The organism is Sediminibacterium sp. (assembly GCF_019264485.1).
In the GTDB taxonomy this organism is placed as follows: domain Bacteria; phylum Bacteroidota; class Bacteroidia; order Chitinophagales; family Chitinophagaceae; genus Sediminibacterium.
This window is the reverse complement of sequence record NZ_JAHVAA010000008.1, coordinates 113,024-136,180: the sequence shown is the minus strand read 5'-3', so window position 1 is coordinate 136,180 and position 23,157 is coordinate 113,024. Positions and strand designations below refer to the sequence as shown.

Annotated in this window: 20 protein-coding genes; 6 read left to right on the top strand and 14 right to left on the bottom strand. The window is 42.4% G+C overall.

All coding sequences use genetic code 11. The annotated features are described in order from the left end of the window. Nucleotides 1–124: 124 nt before the first annotated feature. The gene (locus KXJ59_RS05875; RefSeq protein ID WP_295202090.1) at nt 125–1,357 is read left to right on the top strand and encodes a nucleoside recognition domain-containing protein; all 1,233 of its coding nucleotides are present in this window, start codon (nt 125–127) and stop codon (nt 1,355–1,357) included. Nucleotides 1,358–1,428: 71 nt separating this feature from the next. Here the strand turns inward: KXJ59_RS05875 and KXJ59_RS05870 are convergent, their stop codons facing one another. The 8 genes from KXJ59_RS05870 to KXJ59_RS05835 form a co-directional block, all read right to left on the bottom strand. Continuing rightward, nucleotides 1,429–2,145: a Sir2 family NAD-dependent protein deacetylase gene (locus KXJ59_RS05870; RefSeq protein ID WP_295202088.1), complete on the bottom strand. Its 717-nt coding sequence runs from the start codon at nt 2,143–2,145 to the stop codon at nt 1,429–1,431. Next, complete coding sequence (locus tag KXJ59_RS05865; protein WP_295202086.1) at nt 2,109–2,993, bottom strand: DUF4349 domain-containing protein; 885 nt, start codon at nt 2,991–2,993, stop codon at nt 2,109–2,111. The genes KXJ59_RS05870 and KXJ59_RS05865 overlap by 37 nt, the downstream gene beginning before the upstream one ends. Nucleotides 2,994–3,197: 204 nt before the next feature. Then, the gene (locus tag KXJ59_RS05860; protein WP_295202085.1) at nt 3,198–3,608 is read right to left on the bottom strand and encodes an EVE domain-containing protein; all 411 of its coding nucleotides are present in this window, start codon (nt 3,606–3,608) and stop codon (nt 3,198–3,200) included. 18 nt (nt 3,609–3,626) lie between these two features. Continuing rightward, nucleotides 3,627–4,343, bottom strand: coding sequence for a (Fe-S)-binding protein (locus KXJ59_RS05855; RefSeq protein WP_295202083.1), 717 nt, complete (start codon nt 4,341–4,343; stop codon nt 3,627–3,629). A gap of 8 nt (nt 4,344–4,351) precedes the next feature. Next, entirely contained in the window at nt 4,352–4,843 is a 492-nt protein-coding gene (gene ribH / locus KXJ59_RS05850; protein WP_295202082.1) for a 6,7-dimethyl-8-ribityllumazine synthase, read from the bottom strand. Then, a complete protein-coding gene (locus tag KXJ59_RS05845) occupies nt 4,843–5,532 on the bottom strand; it encodes a tetratricopeptide repeat protein (RefSeq protein ID WP_295202080.1) in 690 nt (229 codons plus the stop codon). The genes ribH and KXJ59_RS05845 overlap by 1 nt, the downstream gene beginning before the upstream one ends. A 43-nt stretch (nt 5,533–5,575) precedes the next feature. Further along, nucleotides 5,576–6,571: a pyruvate dehydrogenase (acetyl-transferring) E1 component subunit alpha gene (gene pdhA, locus KXJ59_RS05840; protein ID WP_295202078.1), complete on the bottom strand. Its 996-nt coding sequence runs from the start codon at nt 6,569–6,571 to the stop codon at nt 5,576–5,578. Nucleotides 6,572–6,788: 217 nt separating this feature from the next. Further along, on the bottom strand, nt 6,789–7,253 hold the full coding sequence (locus KXJ59_RS05835) for a hypothetical protein (protein WP_295202076.1): 465 nt from the start codon (nt 7,251–7,253) through the stop codon (nt 6,789–6,791). Nucleotides 7,254–7,456: 203 nt separating this feature from the next. Here KXJ59_RS05835 and KXJ59_RS05830 point away from each other — a divergent pair, with 203 nt between their 5' ends. Beyond that, entirely contained in the window at nt 7,457–7,969 is a 513-nt protein-coding gene (locus KXJ59_RS05830; RefSeq protein WP_295202074.1) for a fasciclin domain-containing protein, read from the top strand. Nucleotides 7,970–8,197: 228 nt separating this feature from the next. On the opposite strand, the gene pruA is transcribed toward KXJ59_RS05830, so the two are convergent. Both pruA and KXJ59_RS05820 read right to left on the bottom strand, forming a co-directional pair. After that, nucleotides 8,198–9,829, bottom strand: coding sequence for an L-glutamate gamma-semialdehyde dehydrogenase (gene pruA / locus KXJ59_RS05825; protein ID WP_295202072.1), 1,632 nt, complete (start codon nt 9,827–9,829; stop codon nt 8,198–8,200). Nucleotides 9,830–9,995: 166 nt separating this feature from the next. Then, complete coding sequence (locus tag KXJ59_RS05820) at nt 9,996–10,745, bottom strand: hypothetical protein (RefSeq protein ID WP_295202071.1); 750 nt, start codon at nt 10,743–10,745, stop codon at nt 9,996–9,998. A 186-nt stretch (nt 10,746–10,931) separates the two neighbouring features. Between KXJ59_RS05820 and KXJ59_RS05815 the strand changes: the two genes are divergently transcribed. Further along, entirely contained in the window at nt 10,932–11,756 is an 825-nt protein-coding gene (locus tag KXJ59_RS05815; RefSeq protein WP_295202069.1) for a rhodanese-like domain-containing protein, read from the top strand. 104 nt (nt 11,757–11,860) lie between these two features. Here KXJ59_RS05815 and KXJ59_RS05810 read toward each other — a convergent pair whose 3' ends face one another. Together KXJ59_RS05810 and KXJ59_RS05805 are read right to left on the bottom strand one after the other, a co-directional pair. Beyond that, nucleotides 11,861–14,665: a M16 family metallopeptidase gene (locus KXJ59_RS05810; protein ID WP_295202067.1), complete on the bottom strand. Its 2,805-nt coding sequence runs from the start codon at nt 14,663–14,665 to the stop codon at nt 11,861–11,863. Nucleotides 14,666–14,857: 192 nt separating this feature from the next. Continuing rightward, on the bottom strand, nt 14,858–15,937 hold the full coding sequence (locus KXJ59_RS05805) for a tryptophan 2,3-dioxygenase family protein (RefSeq protein WP_295202065.1): 1,080 nt from the start codon (nt 15,935–15,937) through the stop codon (nt 14,858–14,860). Between the two features lie 131 nt (nt 15,938–16,068). Here KXJ59_RS05805 and pyrF point away from each other — a divergent pair, with 131 nt between their 5' ends. Further along, on the top strand, nt 16,069–16,884 hold the full coding sequence (gene pyrF, locus KXJ59_RS05800) for an orotidine-5'-phosphate decarboxylase (RefSeq protein WP_295202063.1): 816 nt from the start codon (nt 16,069–16,071) through the stop codon (nt 16,882–16,884). Between the two features lie 179 nt (nt 16,885–17,063). Next, complete coding sequence (locus KXJ59_RS05795; protein WP_295202061.1) at nt 17,064–17,993, top strand: metallophosphoesterase; 930 nt, start codon at nt 17,064–17,066, stop codon at nt 17,991–17,993. Nucleotides 17,994–18,090: 97 nt separating this feature from the next. Here KXJ59_RS05795 and KXJ59_RS05790 read toward each other — a convergent pair whose 3' ends face one another. Together KXJ59_RS05790 and kynU are read right to left on the bottom strand one after the other, a co-directional pair. Continuing rightward, nucleotides 18,091–18,699 (bottom strand): SGNH/GDSL hydrolase family protein, encoded by a 609-nt coding sequence (locus KXJ59_RS05790; RefSeq protein WP_295202060.1) that lies wholly within the window; start codon nt 18,697–18,699, stop codon nt 18,091–18,093. Nucleotides 18,700–18,796: 97 nt separating this feature from the next. Then, complete coding sequence (gene kynU / locus KXJ59_RS05785; RefSeq protein ID WP_295202058.1) at nt 18,797–20,059, bottom strand: kynureninase; 1,263 nt, start codon at nt 20,057–20,059, stop codon at nt 18,797–18,799. A 246-nt stretch (nt 20,060–20,305) separates the two neighbouring features. Here kynU and KXJ59_RS05780 point away from each other — a divergent pair, with 246 nt between their 5' ends. Next, complete coding sequence (locus KXJ59_RS05780) at nt 20,306–22,837, top strand: DPP IV N-terminal domain-containing protein (protein WP_295202056.1); 2,532 nt, start codon at nt 20,306–20,308, stop codon at nt 22,835–22,837. The last annotated feature ends 320 nt before the right edge of the window (nt 22,838–23,157 follow it).

Genomic DNA, 23,157 nt, shown 5'->3' with positions numbered 1-23,157 from the left:
CGAGCCGCAAATATAGCGTTTTGGGGCTGATAGTCCATAGCCAATAGTCGATAGTCCATGGTAAAGCAGCATCGACCATAGACTATTTGCTTTTCTACCTATATTCACTTCCTAATTCAACGCCATGGCCCTTAACATTGTATGGATCGCATTTTTTGTGATTGCGTTTGTAATTGCGCTTTGTAAGTTCATTTTCCTGAATGATACAGATATCTTCAAAACACTGGTTGATGGTATGTTCGACAGTGCTAAAAGTTCTGTGGTTGATGTGGCTTTCCCTTTAACGGGTGCCATGGTATTTTTTCTAGGTCTGATGAATATTGCCGAAAAAGCAGGAGCCATCAACTGGCTGGCCAGGATACTTAACCCTTTTTTAAAACGTCTTTTCCCTGAAGTACCGGAAAAACATCCGGCCATGGGTCAGATGGTGATGAACTTCAGTGCCAATATGCTGGGTCTTGATAATGCTGCCACACCCTTTGGTTTAAAAGCCATGGAAGGACTCCAGTCGATTAATCCCGAAAAAGAAAAAGCATCCAATGCGCAGATTATGTTCCTTGTGTTGCACACAAGCGGGCTTACCCTGATTCCATTAACGATTATCTCATACCGGCTTGCTGCTGGTTCGAAAGAAGCGGCCAGTATTTTTATTCCCCTGGTATTGGCAACCATCTGTACCACGCTGGCTTCCATATTTGTGGTGGGCTTCAAGCAAAAACTGAAATGGGATAAAGTGATGTTTGGCTGGATTGGTTCCATGTTACTGCTTGTTGCATTGATGTTGTACTGGGTGCAGGGTATGGCACCTGAACAAAGGGAGGTATTCAGTAAGATCACCGGTAACCTGTTATTGCTGATCATTGTTGTAACCATTATCCTCGGTGCTGTATGGAAAAAAGTAAATGTATTTGATGCATTTATTGAAGGCGCCAAAGGAGGTTTTGATGTCATCATAAAAATCATTCCCTATCTCGTGGGTATGCTGGTAGCCATCCGTGTTTTCCGCGACAGTGGGGCATTGGGTTATATGGTAGAAGGGATTACCTGGTTACTGATGCAGACAGGCGTAAATACCGATTTCACCTCTGCCTTACCTGTTGCTATCATGAAACCGTTCAGCGGTAGTGGGGCAAGAGGATTAATGCTCGATGCTATGCAGGTACACGGACCGGATTCCTTTGTGGGTAAACTGGCATCTACCTTTCAGGGATCGGCCGACACTACTTTTTATATCATCGCACTCTATTTCGGAAGTGTAGGAATTAAAAAAGTACGTTATGCCATTTGGGCGGGTATGCTGGCAGATATTATTGGTGTGATTATGGCGATTATAATCGGGTATATTTTCTTCCACTAAAGAAGAAGCTATGAACTTCGAGCTAAATTTATTACTCACGGCTCACGGCTCGTAGCTCATAGCCCAAAATATTAGCGTAACAGTAAATCTCTAAGCTGCATCACCCCCACAGATGCCGGTGCTTCTATTCGTGTAAGATTCGGGATAGCAGCTGTTGCGGGAATATGTTTGTCGATGATATATTTTGGAATATGACGTGGGGCCATATCCAATAAACCCGCTGCCGGATAAACTACCAATGAAGTGCCGATTACTACAAAAATATCAGCCTGCGAAGTAATACGTGCAGCTTCAGTAATCAGGGGTACCGGTTCTTCAAACCATACGATATAGGGTCTTAACTGTTCGCCATCTTCCGCTCTATCTCCCAGATTGATATCGCCGCGAATATCATAAATCAGTGATTCATTTTTTTCGCTGCGCATTTTAAAAATCTCGCCATGCAGGTGTAATACTTTTGTGCTACCGCCACGTTCATGCAGATCATCAATATTTTGTGTGATGATCTGTACATCAAAATAGGCTTCCAGTTCAGCTAATCCGGTATGTGCCGCATTGGGTTGAACATTAGCTACATCGCGTCTGCGCGTGTTATAGAATTCAAGTACAACAGAAGGGTCTTTTTTCCAGCCCCTGGGGGAAGCCACTTCATAAATATCGTGGCCTTCCCAGAGTCCGTCGCTGTCGCGAAAAGTTTTGATACCACTCTCTGCACTGATACCGGCACCGGTAAGTACTACCAGTGTGGGTTTTATTTTTTGATCACCTGTATGCTTCTTCGTTTCCATAAGAACCAGATAAATATTCCCAATAAAATTAAGGGCCATAAGCGAATACCGATGAGTATTATTTCAACCAGTATATCACCGCCATCAGCAAAACCTTCTTTTAACCTGTTCCAGAAAGTATTTGGTTTGTGTGTTTGCGTACTGGCAGTTAACAAACTGAAGTAGGTGAGGTGAATGGTGCTGTAAGAAGTCTGGTGTGAGAGGTAATTCAATCTGCCGGAAGCCGATTCCAGTTCCTCTTGTATGTTATTGATCTCCTGTTCTACTTTTAATACATCATCCATTTTCCTGGCCTGCTGTAATAGTTGAACATAACGTTCCCTGATTTTTTTACGGGCTTCTATTCTCGATTTGCTGTCATACATTTCAGCAGTCACATCACTGGTACTCACCGATTTCTGCGTCACCCGGTTGCTGTCTGAACCCAAACCACTCAGTAAAGATTCAAAATACATGACGGGTACTTTAATGGTCATCATATTTTGTTTTCTGTCGTCAGAAAAAGCCTGTTCTTCCGATGCGATATAAGCGCCATGTCTTTTCAGTAGATTTCTGATATCCTTATCGAAACGAAAATAGTTGGCTGCTTCAATGGTGATATTCGCCGTCTTGATGAGTTTCTTATCCCAATCCTGAAAAACGGGTGCAGATGGTTTTCCGGCAATATTGTCCTGTACTTTTTCATCGGCAACTATTTGTGGGGCTGTATAGGCGGTGTCTGTTGTAGCCGCCTCTGTAAATGCAATATCTACTGTTGATTCTTTAGCTTTTAATTGATCCTGTTCACCTCTGTTACAGGCAACAGAAAACAGTATGGCCAGACAGGCCATGTAAGTGATGGTCTTCATAAATTTCTTTTTTAATTAGATGCAGTGAAGAAAAAAATGCACAGGCCTGTAGCTATGAATACCTCAAGCGTAGAAAATGTAACCCCATAAGACTTGTTAAAAAAAACTGCGGTTATCTCTGTGTGCTCTCGTTCTCTGCGGTGAATATTCGAGTAAGTTCACCGCAGAGAACGAGAGATAGCAGAGAAGACCGCAGTAGGAGAATTATTTAGTGCCGGAAAGTTCCATGATGATTTTCCATTCTTCCTCTGTAACAGGCTGTACAGATAAACGCCCTAAACGAACAAGCGCCATGTTAGCCAATCTTTTATCGGTCTTTATCTGTGCAAGCCCAACCGGCTTTTTCAATTTTTTGAAAGGCGCAAAATCAACAGCCGACCATGTTTCATCATCGGCAGTAGGGTCTGGGTAGGCTTCTTTAATTACTTTGGCAATACCAACAATTTCCAATCCTTCATTGCTGTGGTACCAGAAAGCCTGGTCGCCTTTTTTCATGGCACGCAGGTGGTTACGCGCCGCATAGTTGCGAACACCATCCCAGAAAGTAGACTTGTCTTTTTCAAACTGTTCCCAGCTATATTTAAAGGGTTCAGACTTAATGAGCCAATATGCCATACAATTATTTTGTGTGATTTAGAATGAAGCAAGAACATCTGCCAGGTGCAACACTTTTAAACCTGAACCTTTGTGTTTGATACAGCCATCAATATGCATCAGGCAACTCATATCGGTGCTGATGATGTATTCGGCACCTGTTGCATCTGCATGGGTAATTTTCTGGTCGGCCATTGCAATGCTGATGGGCTCAAACTTTACGGCAAAGCTGCCGCCAAATCCGCAGCAGGTTTCATTATCGGCCATTTCTACCAGTTCCAGTCCTTTCACCTGTTGCAATAATTTGCGAGGCTCCTGTTTTAATCCACATTCCCGTAAAGCCGCACAGCTATCATGGTAAGTAGCTTTACCCTTAAAGCTGGCACCTAGGTTTTCTACTTTTGCAATATTTACGAGAAAGTCGGAGAGTTCAAAAATGCGCTCACTTATTTTTTTTGCAGCCTGTTGTTGTGATGAATGTTCATACAGCTTACTGTAATAATTTTTTACAAAACCCACACAGCTGGCACTGGGAGCCACCACATAATCCGATCCACTGAAATCCTGAATGAACTTATTACATACATCTTTTGCTTCGCCCCAGAAACCGGCATTGAATGCAGGCTGACCACAACAGGTCTGGTTAGGATTATAGTCAACTTCACAGCCCGCTTTCTCCAATACTTTTACCATATTAAAAGCTACGGTAGGGTAGAGCTGGTCGATAAAACAAGGTATAAAAATTTGTACGCGCATGATGGTCTTTATGACTTTCTGTTCATCAATTTACGATTCAGAGCCATCATTTTAATGGCGGTAATAGCCGCTTCTTCACCTTTATGTCCGTGCTGGCCACCAATTCTTTCAATGGCCTGCTGCTCATTGTCAACTGTTAACACACCAAATATCACGGGCACATCCAGTGCAAGGTTAAGTTGGAGCACACCATCGGTAACCAGTTTGCATACATAATCAAAATGTGGGGTATCGCCCCTGATAACGGTGCCTAAAGTAATATAGGCATCAGGTGGTGTTTTACTGTATGCGTAATAATTTTTGACCGCAAAAGGAATTTCCACCGCGCCCGGCACCACAATACTTGTAACCCTGATCCCTTGTTCCTTGAAAATTTTCTTCGCCCCTGCTTCCAGTTTATTGACTATATGCGCGTTCCATTCGGTTTTAACGATAACAACAAAGGCATCCTTTAGGGTAGGGATGCCTTTGTTTAATGAAGTATTTCCTTTTGTTGCCATTAGTTAGCTCCCAGGTCGTTTTTTTCAATACTTAAACGATAAATATATCTGTCAGCCTGAAAACCTTTGTCGGTTTTAGGGAATTTTTCTTTGATGTCTTTGTAGATAGCCAATGCTTCTTCATTCTTACCTTTTGTTTCAAGCAGCAGGGCAGCACGAAAAAGGTATTCAGCAGAATTATTGTCATCTTTTTCAAAAGTGCTGCCAGCTTTTTTATAGTAGCTGATGGCATCATCTGTTTTATTCTGTTCTGCGTAAGCATCACCTAATGCACCAAAAGCCAGTAACTGAATCTGTTTGGCATCGGTAGAAAAATCTTTCAGGTATTTAACTGCATTGTTAAAGTCACCCAGTTTCAGGTAGCTTACACCTGCATAAAAATGTGCCAGGTTAGCTGCTTTGGTACCGCTAAAATTCTTAATTACATAGAGGGCGCCACGGCTCTGCCCATCACCATTCAATACCAGGTTGGCAGAGTCCATACGGAAATATTCTTCCGCTTTAAATAAAGCTTCAGCCGCTTTTTCTTCTTTGGGTTTAACGATGTATTCCTTGTAACCATACCAGCCTGCAAAGCCAATTACTACAACGGCTACTGCACCAATAATGATTTTCTGGTATTGCTGCCAGAAACCCTGTGCTTTTGCGAGGGCCTGTTGTTCATTCGTCACTTCATGCTTATCACTCATGGGAAATTAATTATTCGAGTTTATATGTGTTGGGTTTAAAATATTAGTCTACAATAAAAGGATAGTTCTGATCAATGTATACATCTTTCAGTACTTCGCTGTCATCGGGCCATGGACTTTCTTCGGCGAATTTTACACTCTCTTCTACCACGGCATCAATGCGTTTATCGATATCGTTCAGAAACTCCTCTGTCGCAAATCCATTTTCCAGAATGGTTTTACGCACCTGTGTAAGTGGATCCTGCTCCTTGTACTCATCTACTTCTTCCTTGGAACGGTATTTCTGCGGATCGGAGATAGAGTGACCTTTATAACGATAGGTTTTCATTTCCAACAGTGTTGGACCATCACCCTGTCTGGCTCTTTTAACCGCTCTTGCCACACCTTCGTGTACAGCTTCGGCAGACATACCATCAATTTTATCTGCGGGCATATCGTAAGCATCAGCCAGTTTATAGATATCTGTTACGTTACTGGTACGTTCAATAGAAGTACCCATCGCGTAATTATTGTTCTCACAAATAAAGATCACAGGCAGTTTCCAGGTCATGGCCAGGTTAAAAGTCTCATGCAACATACCCTGTCTGGCGGCACCATCACCAAAATAACAAAGCACTACATTCTGTGAGCCCCTGTATTTTTCTGCAAAAGCCAGTCCGGCACCTGTACCTATCTGGGCACCTACTATACCATGACCACCAAAGAACTTATGTTCCACACTAAAGAAGTGCATACTTCCGCCTTTACCCTTGGCGCAACCTGTTGCTTTACCATAGAGTTCAGCCATACAGGCATTGGCACTCACGCCTTTAGCCAGGGCCAGACCATGATCGCGGTAGGCAGTGATAAAAGGGTCGTCTTGCTGGGTGGCAGTCATACATCCGGCGGCAATGGCTTCCTGGCCTATATAGGCATGGAAAAAACCGCGGATTTTACCCGCCATTTTATACATTTCCTCGGCTTTCAGTTCAAACTGGCGAATAAGCTGCATCAGCTCATACCAATAGAGATAAGTTTCTTTAGAAAATTTGGTTGGCACTTGGTCAAATTTTGAGCAGCAAATATAGGGGTTATGTGGCAAAAATGAGTTGACCCGCCGTAAAGAGGAATGAAACAGAGAAATAAGGAATATGGAATAAGGAATGAGGAAGTGAATGACCATGATTACTACTGTTTACACGACTCCTATTAAAGCTGGGGTACTAAATCATTCATCTTTCGGTCTTCCCGACTTCCTGTCTTTCGGACTAAATCAATCAGACCATTTCCTCCACCCAGTCCATCTTCGGCAGTGGCACAGATTCAATCAACTGGTCTTCCAGCAATTGGGCGAAGGTTTCAAAATAGAGAATTACGTCTTCCCGCTGGTTGCGTTTCAGCCACCGGAAGCCGCCGGGCAGGGCATTGAGTACCTGGCGGTCATCGAGGTATTCAAGGTGGTGAATATCGGTAGGGGTGAGACCTGTATCCTGTAATTTTTTGAGCAGGAGACTAACCGGGGCATTGGTAACACCGCAATAGTCTTCTGCGAGTTCTGTCCATTCACCAATTCCCGAATGCGCATAAGTAAGAATATCTTCTTTCGACAGGTCAGTGATCACCTGTAAAAGATTACCACAATTACAGGCCCCATGATTACCCCATGCATAAGCAGCGCCATTGCTTAAACGAGAGGCTGTATTTCTGAGGGCATCAATTAATTCAATTGTAGGAAATGCCATGATAAATCCTTTTTTGATATAACAAATATAAAAATCGATTGGTTCTGCAGGGTAGCCGGTTTCTTGATCTTTATGATTGTGTTGAATTCTTTTGAATAGAGTGCATCTATCTCTTAAACGGCACTGTTAAAAAAATAAAAAATCAAAAATGAAATGAACTGTTTGGAGCAGATGCCTGTATTAGTGTGACAAAAACCATGAAAATGAAAATGAAATTTTTCTCTTTTGCCATCGCATTGCTGATGGGCGCATTTGTTACCGTATCTGCTCAGAAAACAGTAGTTGATGTAGCCGTTGGTTCCAAGGCACATACTACACTGGTTGCTGCTGTGAAAGCTGCAGGACTCGTTGAAACTTTACAGGGTGCTGGTCCGTTTACTGTATTTGCTCCGGTAAATGATGCATTTGCCAAACTGCCTGCAGGAACAGTTGAAACATTATTAAAGCCTGAGAACAAAGCACAGTTGGCGAAAATTCTGACTTACCATGTAGTAGCAGGTAATTTAGATGCTGCTGCTGTTGTTAAAGCCATTCAGGACGGAAAAGGTAAAGTAGTTGTAAAAACAGTAAGTGGTGGTTCATTAACTGCTTCACTGAAAGATGGTAAAGTAATCCTCACAGACGAAAACGGTGGTGTTGCCACAGTTACAGTAACCGACCTTAAAGCAGGTAATGGTGTAATTCATGTGATTGATGGAGTGGTGCTGCCGAAATAAAGAATAAGAAATAAGAAATAAGAAACATGAAATAAGGAATAAGAAAGGAATTGTTTAGTAGATGATGTTGGTTTCACGATTCTGATTTTTGATTTCTCATGTGCATGAAAAAGCCTCCAAATGGAGGCTTTTTTAATAATGACTATCGAATAATGAGTGTTGAATGAGTGAAGAAGGTTTTACTAACCTTCGATATTCATTATTCAACATTCATTATTTATTATTCTCCTACGCTTCATTCAAAAACGGATACTTATAATCCACCGGAGGGTTATAGGTTTCTTTGATGGTGCGGGCACTTAACCAGCGGAATAGGTTGAGCATGCTGCCGGCCTTATCATTGGTTCCGGAAGCACGGGCACCACCAAAAGGTTGCTGTCCTACAACGGCACCTGTTGGTTTATCGTTGATGTAAAAATTACCAGCCGCATTACGTAGTTTGTTGGTAGCCAGTTCTACTGCTGCTCTGTCTTGTGAAAGCACAGCACCTGTTAAGGCATAAGATGAAGTATTGTTTACCAGATCGAGTGCTTTTTCAAATTCACCGGCTTTATACGTGTAGATGGTAAGAACCGGTCCGAAAATTTCTTCACACATGGTTCTGTATTTCGGATCACTGGTTTCAATAACTGTAGGTTCAATAAAATAACCTTCTTTTTTGCTATAGTTACCACCTGCGATGATTTTTGCTTTTTTATCTTTTTTCGCACCATCAATATATTTGGTGATGCTGTTAAAAGCTTTCTCATCAATAACTGCATTGATAAAATTAGTGAAATCTTCTACCGTACCCATTTTCATGGTCTTCAGTGTAGCTACCAGTTTCTGTTTTACTTCTGCGGCAATATTATCGGGCAGGTAAGCACGTGAAGCGGCTGAACATTTTTGTCCCTGGTATTCAAAAGCACCACGGGCCAATGCTGTTACAACGGCATCAACATTAGCACTGGGATGTGCAATCACAAAATCCTTACCACCTGTTTCGCCAACGATACGCGGATAAGAACGGTACTTCGCAATATTCTCACCAATCACTTTCCACATATTGTTGAAAACACCTGTAGAACCGGTGAAGTGAACGCCTGCAAATTCGTGGTGATTGAAACATACTTTACCGATGGTAGGCCCGTCCACATAAATAAGATTAATCACGCCATCAGGCAAACCAGCTTCTTTCAGGATGCGCATAAACAATTGAGCAGAATATATCTGTGTATTGGCTGGCTTCCAAACCACCACATTACCACACATGGCAGCAGAAGTAGGCAGGTTACCACCGATCGCTGTAAAATTGAATGGTGTTACCGCAAGTACAAAACCTTCCAGTGCTCTCCATTCCATACGGTTGTGCATGCCGGGGGCAGAAATAGGCTGTTGCTTATAGATCTCACTTAAGAAATGTACATTGAAACGTAAGAAGTCAATTAGTTCGCAGGTGCTGTCGATCTCAGACTGGTAAGCATTCTTGCTTTGTCCGAGCATGGTACTGGCATTCATGGTATAGCGATACTTGGTGGCCAGCAGATCGGCAGCTTTCAGAAAAATATGCGCCCTGTTCTCCCAGCTCATGGCAGCCCAGGCTTCTTTGGCTTTTAAAGCGGCGTCGATGGCCTGGTTCACATGTTTTTCTTCACCGGCATGAAAATAGCCGAGGGTATGCTTAATCTCATGTGGAGGATGAATGGCCACTTTATTACCCGTTTTCACTGCTTTACCACCGATATACATCGGGATATCAATTTCCTTCTTTTTCAGATCAGCGATTGCTTTTTTCAATGCTGCTTTTTCCGGTGTGCCGGGTGCATAACTATTAACGGGCTCATTGGCCGGAATAGGATAGGAGAAAGTACCAAAGCTCATGTTTCTTGATTTTGAGGATGCAAGGTAGGAAATATGGAATAAGGAACAAGGAACAAGAAATCAGGAAGTGGAGGGAACTGGGTGAATGGTCAAAGAGGTTTTGCAATTTAAACCGCTTCTCCCTCTTTGCAAAGCAGAGAGGCTTGGGGGTGAGTTGAAAAGCAGTTTAATGTTTAAAAAGTGAAAAATACTTCTCTGCTTCTGCAATAGTCGCCGGGGCCACTTCACTTAGGTAATGATGAATTTTAATTAACGCAAACTCAGGCATATTTTTTTGAATGGCTTCATCGCATTGAACAATCATCCTTACACTATAAAGCCCTTGATGATCTTCTATAGGTTTATAATTGTAAAACAGGAAATCGGACTGCTTAAATTTGGGGCTAAATCCCAGGATCAGCGTATCTGGCCCTTTGGTATGAATGTGTTTATTGAAAATATAGGTTCTCTCAATATCCTGCCCCTCAGTACGACTACTGATTAAGGTCATGCTGTCCTGCGCAAGCAAAGTTGCCAGTGGTATTGTAAAATATCCCTGTCGACGTTGTAATACTGAGTCTACTATTGCTGTTTCATTAAATTTATTGGGGGAAAACTGGTAGTCCTCAAACCATTTACCCGTTGTGTCCCCTTTTTTGTAGAGAAAATAACGATAATGTTTGCTGATGATGGAGCTGTCCTCATCTTCCTGATCACCATTAAAGAACATATGTTGGGAAGTGTATGAAGTTCTTAGTAAAACAAGATCGTTTTTAAAAAAATAAACCAGCGTATCATTTGTATCGCCATTAAATGAAATGGGCCATATATTGATGGCCTGTATGGCTTTTATCCTGTTGTCCTGATAAGTTTGAGCAGCGCTGCTCATGCACAGAAGAAAGCTGATAACCAGGCATTGAAGAGATATTGATTTCATATAATAAAAATATTAAACCTATTTGATTTTTACAACTGCGAAAAAACGCAGGATGAGTTGAAAAGCACCTTTCAACATTTTTAACAGCCACAGCTCAACACAGTTCCGTAGTTTAAATTATTAAAACACCCACTTATGCGCTACCTGCTGCTGCTAGTTATGTGTGTTATGTTATCTACAGATAGCATGTCACAAGCGAACCCGGTATTGGTTACGCCGGCCTGGTTAGATCAACACAAAGAAGACAAAGACCTCGTTATCCTGCAATCAAATTTCCTGCGTCTCGATTTTGAAAAAGAACATATTCCCGGCGCCCATTTTCTATGGCCCGATTGGCTGGGTGCCCATTCACCGGAAGGTAATTTCAATGCACCCGATCTGGCTGCCGCAAGGAGAATATTACAGTCCATGGGCATCAACCAAAACTCACATATTGTTCTGGCTTTCACCAAAACTGATCTGACAGTTACTGCACGAATGTTTCTTACACTGGAACACCTCGGCTTGTACGGTAAAGTAAGTTTACTCGATGGTGGACTGGAAGAGTGGAAAAAAGCCGGAATGCCTGTTGCCAGCGGCCCATCACCGGCCGTAGCAAAAGGAAATATTGAACCTGCTTACAGACAATTGCTGGTAGATAAAAAATATGTACAACAGGCACTCGGAGCCAACAATAAAATGGTGGTGGATGCCAGACTGAAAAGATTTTATGATGGTGATGTAACGGGCAATCCCCGCGACGGACATATCACCGGTGCATTTAACCTGCCTTTTCCAGACCTGATCGACAGTACCACTAAATTCAAACCTGTTGAACAGTTAAGCAATTATTTCAATGCGGTGAATAGCGATAAGCAAAAAGAAATGATTGGCTATTGTTTTATCGGGCAAACAGCGAGTGTAGTGTATATAGCAGGCAGGATACTCGGTTACCCTATGAAAATATATGACGGATCTTTACAGGAGTGGAGCCGCTTACCTGAACTGCCTATGGAGAAAACCCGTCAATAAAAAAAATCTGAGGCCATCTCTGCGCTCCCTAGTTCTCTGTGGTGAATAGTCGAGTAAATTCACCGCAGAGAACATGAGAACGCAAAGATGAACGCAGAGATGGGTTATTGCTGTTCGGGCAACATGATAAGTTTTACCATGTTGCTTTCATTGAATACCCGATTTGCCAGTTCTTTGGTTTTATCTACGGTAATCAGTTTTATCTTATCTGCCGCTTTGAGTATTTCATTCGGATCGGTGCCACGGAAGAAATGCTGCTCCAGTCTGAACCTCCAGTAATTGTTTTCTTTCACATCATTCTCCAGACTTCTGGTCTGCTCGGCCATTACTTTTTCAATATTTACTGCAGGTACACCATTGGCTTTTGTATTTTTTATTTCTTCCATTACCAGGTCCACCAGTTTGTTTACATTCTCCGGTGCACAGCCAAACTGAATGCTGATGCTGTAACTTTTTACCGGCTCATGGCTGAATCCACCGCTTACTCCTACACCATATACACCACCCGCATCTTCACGCAATACTTCTCTCAGTTTAATAGAGAGTGCTTTGGTAAGCTGACCCAACTGTACTTCATCGAGGTCCTTGATTTCATTTACCTCACCGGTAAAGAACAAGCGTACATTGGCTTTGGCTTCCTTACCTTTTCTGAATGTTTTATTAACGACCCCTTTTGGATAACGGATACCCACATCTTTCCATGATTCTTTTTTATCGGAAGCGGGTAAAGAAGCAATGTATTTCTCTGCCAACAGTTTCATAGTATCGAGGTTGAAATTACCCACGAAGGTGAAAACAAACTGACCACCATTGCTGAAACGTTCTTTATAAATATCAAAAGCACGATCGAGTTGAAGCTGGCTGATGGTTTCTGTAGAGAAAGGTTTTCTGCGGGGATGATAATTACCCATGATATAGTTTACAGAGTCACCAAAAACAGAAGCTGGATCCTTGTCCTTATTAGCCATTTGCACCTGCATCTGCTGTTTTAATACTTCAAACATATTGGCATCTTTTCGTGGTGCCACGAAATAGCCATGTAATAACTGTAAAGCAGTTTCCAGATCCCTGGTAGTACTGCTGCCATTCAACCCCTGCAGGTAATTGGCAACAGAGGGCGATACATAACAGTTTTTGCCGGCCATTTCTTTTTGGAGGCTTTGTATATCCAGATCGCCGATGCCACCAAACAGGGCTACGGTAGAAGCAGTAGAAGCATTTACAAAATCCTTGTCATCATACAGCGATGAACCGCCCCAGCTGATGGCAGAAAACTGAACATCATCATTTTTAAAAGTAGTAGGTTTCAGAATTACCCTGGCGCCGTTCGATAAGGTCCATTCAGTAGTTCCAATAGCGGGATATTGTTTCTCACTTACCACTTTACCTGCAACCGGCTGTACAGGAAGAATGGCACCAGCCATCACTTTATCTTCATATGGCTGCAATTTACCAATGGGTTTATTCAGCAAAGCAGTTACTTGTGCTGAACTGAGCATATCTGCTTTTTCTTTTTCGGGTGCGGTAATTACCACCGATCTGTTTTGCGTACTGATCCATTCTTTAATCAAAGCATTCACTTCTGCCAGCTTAATCGTAGGCAGGTATTTCTGGTGCATTTCAAACTCTTTTTCAATACCGGGAATGGTTTCTCCCTTCAGGTAATTCCTAACATATTCCTGCAAGAGTTCTACCGATTTGGTTTTATCTCTTTCATTGTACATATTCTCCAGCCGCGACAGGGTAGATTTCACCGCACGGTCCAGTTCACTCTGTACAAAGCCAAATTGTTTTACCCGCTCATTTTCTTTCAGTAATGTTTGAACAGAAGCAGAAATTTCCTTTGCTGTTTTAGCTACGGCAATCAGACTGAATGCATCTTTATCACCAATAAAAGAACCATAACTGCTGCTGCCGAACAGGAAAGGAGCTTCAGGTTTCTGTGCAATCTCTTCCAATCGGCTGCTCATCATCTGGTTAAAGAGTCCACGTACAATACTGGCCCTGTATTCTTTTTCTGTTTTGGATTGAGGAATTTCGGGTCTCAGATAATACACCTGCACCACATTATAAGGCTGTTCCGGATCGGTGAGGATGGAAGTACGTGTTTCCGGAAAAGCAGGTACCCCAAATTTTGTTCTCGGACGTGGTGTTTTAGCCGCAGGAATTTTGCCGAAATGATCACGAATCATTTGTTCAGTTTCAGCAATATCTATATCGCCCACTACAATCACCGCCTGTAAATCTGGACGGTACCAGTCTTTATAAAATTTTGTCAGTTGGCTGTAAGGCGATTTTTCGATGCTTTGTTTGGTGCCAATCGGGAGACGTTTGGCATACTGAGAACCTTTTAGGATTACCGGAAAATATTTATCACGCATACGTGCATCGGCGCCACGACCCAGCCTCCATTCTTCTACAATCACTCCTCTTTCCTTATCAATTTCAACAGGTTCAAAACTTACCTGGTGGGCCCAGTCTTCCAGTATCTGCATGGCTTTTTTAAACACCTGCATACTATCGGTAGGAACCTGCAGTTCATAAACTGTTTCGTCGAAACTGGTATAAGCGTTTAAGTCGGCGCCAAAGTTTACACCGCTTTTTTCGAGGAAGTCAACCAGTTCCTGTTTTTTGAAGTTTTTGGTGCCGTTGAAAGCCATATGCTCCACAAAGTGGGCCAGACCCAATTGCTGATCCGACTCAAGAATGGAGCCGGCATTCACTACCAATCTCAACTCAGCCCTGTTTTTAGGCTCTACATTTTTCCTGAGATAATAGGTAAGGCCATTACTCAGCTTACCAATTTTTACTTTGGGATCAATACCCAGTTTTTGATCCAATCCGCTTTGTGCCTGTACAAAAACAACCACAAGCAATAAAAGCAAAGTCTGTTTGATGCGCAACATCATGCAAGGTTTTTAAGATGAACGATTCAGTGCAAATATAGATCCGCTATAAAAGCGGGTAGGGGGATTACTAAATTAGGGGATTTTGGAAGAATAATTTGGAAATGTACTAATTTGGAAATTTGGAAATGAAAACCAGCATTTCCTTTGTTCTTCCTATTTCCAGATTAGCACATTTCCACATTTCCCAATTACCTAAAGTTGAAACCCCAAATTCCGAATCAAAGAATCCGGTAATGCGGGTAATTTTCTTCTTTCAATCAGGTAGGTAGACAGTCCTGAAATATCCCTATACACAAAATGTTTACTCATGGCACCTTCCAGGTAACCGGCCCCTGAGGTATTACCAGTTCCCACACGCATGCCAATCATCCGGCGAACCATTACGAGGTGTTTATGACGCCAGCTACTCATGAGGTGATCAATTTCTATCAGTGCATCCAATACCTGATAAGAAGTCTGGAACAATGGAAAATCACGGTATAACATAATAAATAGTGCCGAACGCAATGCAGTTGGGGAGAACATGGTTTTTAAGGCTGCGGTCTGTTCCTCCGAATAATGGGCTGGTTTTTCTTCAAAGAATACAAGGTCAAAATCATGGATTTTATTCTTCTCTCTTTCTGTCAGTCCTGCTTCATAAATAGCGCGGTAATCGTTCCAGAAAGGGTGGTGTTTGCCGGAAGCAGTACCCTTATAGTCTTTCCAGAAATCTTCCCTGAAAAAAGGGATACGCTCCAGCCATTTGTTTACCAGTTCCAGCAGGTTATGCCCCTCCTCAATGGAAGTAATATGTTTATAATCCTCCTGTGTAAAACCACCTTCATTGGTTCTTTTATAATAATCTTTCTGGTGACGATGATCCAGTTCCAGTCCGAGCCGGGCTTCCAGTAACCTGAACTGTTTACTCTGGAAACCCGAAGAAGGAGTAAGCAGGTTTCGGAACTCGAGGAAGTCGAGCGGTGTCATCGTATCCAGCACTTCCACCTGTTTATTAAGTAGCTGCAGAATATGAATGATCCTGTGCAGTCTGTGACGCACCAGGTTCATGTCTTCCGAATTATCATTGATTTTTTCCTGACTGAAAACACCGGTGATATAATCGAGTTCAAATAAAATCTGCTTAAACCATAATTCATAAGCCTGATGAATTATAATGAATAACATTTCATCATGCGCCGGTTCATTACCCGGTTCGAAACTTACAGGATGCTGTGCATTCAACACCTTATCCAGTCCGAGATAAGTACCGTAATACATAGGTTGTTTTTCCATAGAAAGTAAAGGTAGGAGGAAAACAGAAGAACAGAGGAACAGAGAAACATTGAATGGCCAGGTAAGAGGCCAAAAGTGGATATTCGACATTCCTCTGTTTCTCTGTTCCTCTGTTTTCTTACTTTTGCTGCATGACCCGCCAGCAACTCGTTGAACAGATAAAATTAAAAGGATCCTATCTCTGTGTTGGATTGGATACGGATGTAGAAAAATTACCGGATCACCTCAAGGGCCGGCCAGATGGAGTTATTACTTTTAATAAAGCCATTATTGATGCAACCAAAGACCATTGTGTTTCCTATAAAATAAATACAGCTTTTTATGAATCGCAGGGGTTAAAAGGCTGGGAAATCATGGCCGAAACATTGGCGTATATTCCCGATACGCATTTTACCATTGCCGATGCCAAACGTGGCGATATTGGCAATACATCTGCGCAATATGCCAAAACCTTTTTTGAAGTATTGCCGTTCGATGCAGTAACTGTTGCACCTTATATGGGGGAAGACAGTGTTCGCCCTTTTCTGGAATACAGGGATAAATGGACCATTGTACTCGGACTTACTTCCAATGCCGGCAGTTTTAATTTTCAGCGTTTGACGCTTTCAGAACAAAACGGTAAACAATTATATGAACAGGTGCTTGAAACCACCTGTAAATGGGGAACACCCGATAACCTGATGTTTGTGGTAGGTGCCACAAGGGCCAGCGATCTGGCTTACATCCGTGGCATCATCCCCGATCATTTTTTACTGGTACCCGGTGTGGGTGCACAGGGGGGTAGTCTGGAAGAAGTATCTAAATATGGACTGAATAAAGATGCGGGCCTTCTCGTCAATGCCAGCCGTGCCATCATCTTCGCCAGCAACGGAGAAGATTTTGCAGAAGCGGCGCAAAAAGCAGCAAAGGATTACCAAACCGAAATGACCTTTCATCTTAAAAGATAATTGAACACAGATTTTCATGATTATCCACAAGAAATAACAACCTGCTTTTTCAAAACGACTCTGCGAAAACTCCGTTAGCTCCTGTTCTCTGCGGTGAATATTCGAATAAGTTCACCGCAGAGAACGAGAGAACAGAGAGTTTACGCAGGGTTTTGTAATTTGGTAATTCAATTCAAACCATGAACAGAAGAAAATTTTTGCAGCAGGGTTCATTGTCTGCTGCGGCGGTGGCGGCGCTGCCACTGGCATCAGCTGCCGAAACAAATGCAAAACCCTCTTTTCGTGCTGCATTTATCTCCGATGTACATATTAAACCGGGTGATATTCCTGAGAAAGGAATGCAGCAGGCATTTAAACATGTGAATGCACTCAAACCCTCCGTAGATTTTATCATCAATGGTGGCGATGCCATTATGGATGCCATGAAAGCTACCAAAGCTAAAGTACAGGAGCAGTGGGATCTATGGAATAAAATATTAAACGCAGAAAATAAACTGCCTATCTATCACTGTATCGGTAACCACGATGCCTGGGGCTGGCAGATGACAGAACCGGAAATAAAAAATGATCCCTTATACAACAAAACCTGGGTGGTACAGCAACACAAGATGCCCGGTCGCTATTACAGCTTCACCAAAAACAACTGGAAATTTATCGTGCTCGACAGTGCGCATGAAAACAATGGCGGCTATATTGCTAAAATTGATGAAGAGCAATGGCAATGGCTCGAAAATGAATTAAAGAACACCGATGCTGAAACGCATATCTGTATTGCATCGCATATACCTATTGTATCTTATGTGTCAGGGTTTTTCTTTGATAAAACAGAAGATAATGGTGACAGAAAAATATCAAGGGCATTATTACATACCGATTCTTTTAAACTCACAGAACTTTTTCGCTCCCATAAAAATATACGCTGCTGTTTAAGCGGACATATTCATTTACAGGATATGGTAGATTACCGAGGCATTCATTATTACTGCAATGGTGCCGTAAGTGGTAGCTGGTGGGGTGGTGCCTTCAAAGGTTTTGCACCTGCCTATGCAATCTTCGAGTTTTTTAAAGACGGGAGTGTGAATAGGAAAATGGTGGAGTACGCTTTGTAATTTGGAAATTTGGAAATGTGCTAATTTGGAGATGGGTAAGCAGCTTTTCAATTGGTTTTTTCATTTCCAAATTTCGAAATTAGCATATCTCCAAATTTTAAATAGTCTTTTGAATGATAACTGCAACTTTCTCCGCCCACACTGCATGTGATTTAGCGGAATAATGTAACTGATCACTTGCCAGTAAACCCGTATCATTTTTGGCCTGTCTTGTTTGCGAGGTAATATCAATATAAATACCACCCATTTTTTTTGTGGCTTCCTCGCATACCTTATTAAATGCATCAATGGCATCGCTGATGGCTTTACTGTCTTTGCCTGCTGCAAAAGGGGTAACACCCCAATCGGGAATGGATAATACGATTACTCTTTCCGGTTTATTACCTGCAAAATGAATGGCTTTTTTGAGAAGGTATTCAAATTCATCTGTAAAGTCGGTAAGGGGTAAGCCCCTGTACTGGTTATTCACACCAATCAGTAAACTCACAAAATCGTATTGCTCATTTAATTGGGTATGAAGAATATGGTCTGCAAGTTCGAAACTGGTCCAGCCGGTTTTGGCCACTACTTCGGGGGCATGGAAATGAATACCTTTTTTGCGGAGGAGTTGAACCACCTGATAGGGAAACCCTTCATGTAATGGAACCGATTCCCCAATCGTATAAGAATCGCCTAATGCGAGATAACTAAAGTAATGACGGGTCATGGCAGTGTTTTTCAGTGTTATTCTGTGTCCTCAGTGGCAATGTAGTCCGAAAGTCCGGAGGAGATTGCCATTCAAAGCACAGAGGAATACAGAAGGGTTAGAAATTGTTTTTTAAAATTTCATAGAAACAATATACATCTTGAAAACTACAATACATAGGAGTGGGGGCTACGCGGATAACACCGGGTTCACGGTAATCAACGATGATACCACTGCTGATCATCTTATCATGAATTTCTTTTCCCCTCTCTTTAAAATACAAACACAATTGTGCACCCCTCTGCTCCGGATCGGCAGGGGTGATGATGCTGAAATTGATATGCTTCAGTTCTTTCAATAAAAATTCGAGATAGGCCGTAAGATGAATGCTCTTTTTACGCAGTCTGTCGATACCCGCTTCTTCAAACATTTCAAGTGAAGCTTTTAAACAAACCGTATTAAACACCTGCGATGTGCTGATATTCCAGCCAGAGGCATTGGTTTTTGGAATAAAACCTTTTTCCATTTTAAAACGGGTCTGTTCATCATTACCCCACCAGCCTGCAAGACGTGGTGTATTACTGTTGGTAGCATGTTTCTCATGCACAAACACACCGCCAATGGCTCCCGGTCCTGCATTCAGGTATTTATAACTGCACCAGACCGCAAAGTCGGCGTCGATATCATGTAAATGCATGGGTACATTACCGGCAACATGTGCCAGGTCGAAACCAACGATGGCGCCAACAGCATGTGCTGCCTGGGTAATGCCTGCCATATCAAACAACTGACCGGTATAGTAATTGATGCCGCCGAATAAGGTCATGGCCAGACTATCGCCTGCTTCCTGTATCGACTGAAGAATATCTTCTGTTCTTAATAATTTTTCTCCTGCTCTCGGTGCTATTTCGATGATGGCTTCATCGGGATTCAGACCAAAATGTTTGACCAGGGTTTCTACGGCATACTGATCGGAGGGGAAGGCGCCGGCTTCCATCATAATTTTATAACGGGAGGCTGATGGTTTATAAAAACTCAACATGAGCAGGTGCAGGTTAACGGTGAGGGCATTCATCACCGTAACTTCTTCTTCCTTACAACCCATCATTTTTGCCAGTGCAGGGGTACAATACTGATGGTACTTTAACCAGGGATGGGTGCCGCCAAAATAACCACCAACAGCATGGTTGCGCCAGCTTTCCAGCTCAACTTCAATTGCAGTAGCGGTTTGACGTGGCTGGAGGCCTAATGAGTTACCGCAGAAATAGATGACATCTTTTCCGTCTTTCTGCGGAAAATGAAATTCCTTTTTAAACCGTGCCAATTCATCGTTGGTGTCGGCATTTTTGGCATAGCTTATATCGGTGCTGAAAGCAAACATCGGCTCTATTTTGCTGCTAAAATAGTGTAATTGAGTTTGTTCCCCCAACCCTGCGTAAACTCCACATCCTCTTGTTCTCTACTGTGAATTTACTCGAATGTTCACCGCAGAGAAAAGAGTTAACAGAGGGTTACGCAGGGCCTTAACAGGGACTGAAAAACGTCCTTTACCGAATTTTCATCAAACTCTGTCGGTGAATTGCTGTCTTTCACCTAATTTTCAGACCTCCAAAAACGTAATAACTGTATGAGAAAATTCATGCTGTTGTCAATATGCATGCTGTTTGCATTTGCCACTATTGCACAACATACCCCCGTTACCAAGGCCAACTATGCTTTGGCGGCCCGTTTCTCTCCCAAGAAACTCGGCAAAATGATCTTCAGTACCAATGTGGATCCACATTGGTTAAAGAACTCCGAAAAATTCTGGTATATGTACGAAACCACCGAAGGTAAAAAGTGGTATATCGTAGACCCGGTAAAAGGAGAGAAGAAAGTATTGTTTGATAATGCCGACCTCGCTGCCAAAATTACCCGTATTGTAAAAGATCCTTTTGATGCACAGAACCTCGGACTTGACAGTATGCGTTTTGTACGCGATGAAAACTGGATTCAGTTTGAAGTGAAGAGCACACAGGATGAAGTGAAAAAAGATACAGCGGCTACAACAGGCCGTCGTGGTGCTGCCGGTGCTGCTGCAGCCACTACAACCACCAAAAAAGTATTCTATTTTGAATATAACCTGACTACAGGTGAGCTGGTAGAACTTCCTGATTTCAAAAAGCCAAAAAGAAAACCAAATTGGGCCAATCTTTCCCCTGATGGCAATACCATTGTGTTTGGTAAAAACTACAATGTGTACTGGATGGACAAAGCCAATTATGAAAAAGCTTTGAAGAATGAAAACGATTCTACCATTGTAGAATATGCACTCACCAAAGATGGTATTGACGGATATGGTTATTATAATGATGGGAACCTTTCCGGCAGTGGTATGACCGATGAAGAAAAAGAAAAAGAAGCCAAAAGAAGAAGACCTGTTTTTGCTTTATGGTCGCCCGATTCAAAATATTTCACTATGCGCAGGGTAGACAACCGCAAAGTGAAAAGTCTTTGGGTAATCAACAGTGTGGCCAATCCACGTCCTACACTCGAAACCTATAAATACTGGATGCCCGGTGAAAAAGAATCACCTGTAGACCATATGTATTTGTTTGATGTAGCCAATAAAACCAGCAAGGAACTGAATGTTTCTGCTTTCAAAGACCAAGCAGTGGGTGCATGGGCCACGCCTGCAAAAGTAAATACACGTGATGATGACTGGAGACCAAGCATCTGGCTGGGCACCAAAGATAAATTCTATTTTACCCGTACCAGCCGCGATCAGAAGCGTATTGATGTATGCGTGGTAGATGTGGCTACAGGAACTGTGAAAGCACTGGTAGAAGAGCGTTTTAATACATATATAGAAAGCAACCAGATTGCGTTGATCAATGGAGGTAAAGAATTTATTCAGTGGAGTGAGCGCGATGGTTGGGCACATTTTTATCTCTATGATGAGAATGGTAAACTGAAAAACCAGATCACCACCGGTGCCTTCCATTGCGAAGATGTTTTGGGTGTGGATGAAACCAAACGTGTATTGTATTTCTCTGCCAATGGAAAAGAAGCAGGAGAAGATCCTTATTACCTGCATGCTTACCGCATTAACTTCGATGGTACAGGTATGAGATTGCTGAATGCCGGCGATTTCGATCATGCCATGCGTATGAATGATGGTAACAGTTTCTTTATCGATAACTATTCTCGTGTAAACACCGTACCGAAATCTGTATTGTACAACGCAGAAGGTAAAAAAATACTCGACCTGGAAACGGCTGATTTCACTTCATTGTTTGCATCGGGTTATAAGTTCCCTGAAATTTTCAAGGCCAAAGCCGATGATGGTATTACCGATATCTACGGAACCATCTACAAGCCTTTCGATTTTGACAGTACCAAAAAATACCCCCTGATTGAGTATGTATATCCGGGTCCGCAGACAGAAGCCGTAAACAAAGCTTTTGGTCGTGGTTTCGACAGAACCGACCGTTTGGCGCAGATGGGCTTTATTGTAATTACACTGGGTAACCGTGGCGGACACCCTGCACGCAGCAAATGGTACCACAACTATGGTTACGGAAACCTCCGCGATTATGGTTTGGCCGATAAAAAAGCAGTTGCAGAACAATTGGCTGATCGTTTTAAATACATCGACATTAACCGAGTGGGTATTCATGGTCACTCGGGTGGTGGTTTTATGAGTACCGCAGCCATGCTGGTATATCCCGATTTCTTTAAAGTGGCTGTATCATCTGCCGGTAACCACGATAATTCTGTGTATAACAGATGGTGGAGTGAGCAGCACCATGGTGTTAAAGAAACGGTGAGCGATAAAGGCGACACATCTTTCCTTTACAGCATTGAAAAGAACCCCGATATCGCCAAAAACCTGAAAGGTAAACTCATGTTATCGCATGGTGATATTGATAACAACGTACACCCTGCCAATACCATTCGTATGGCCAATGCATTGATCCGTGCCAACAAACGTTTCGACCTGGTAATTCTGCCCGGACAGCGTCATGGTTATGGTGATATGACAGAGTATTTCTTCTGGAGACAGGCCGACTATTTCGCAGAACACCTGTTAGGCGATAAAACCGGTAGAACAGAAACAGATATTGAAGAGATGAATAAGGAAGTGGAGCAGAATGGAAGAGCAGGGAGGAGAAATTAGAAATTAGAAATAAGAAATCAGGAAATAAAGAGACAAGGAACAAGATACAAGGGATTAGAAAGTAGAATGATTTCTAATGGGCTGTGGCTCCCGGTGGGGAGCCACAGTTTTTTTTAGGTAGGGGACCAGACCGAAAAGACCGAAAGTCCGGTAGACGCAAAGTCGGAGAGCGAAGGATGACGAACATTTAGGTGTTTAGCAACATATTGAAATGCTTCTATTCCTCCTCTGTTTCTTATTTGCTATTCTCCTTGGGAGTCCTTTGGACCTTATTTCTTATTATTATTCCCTTTTATCAAAATAAATTTATTGTTTTTCAA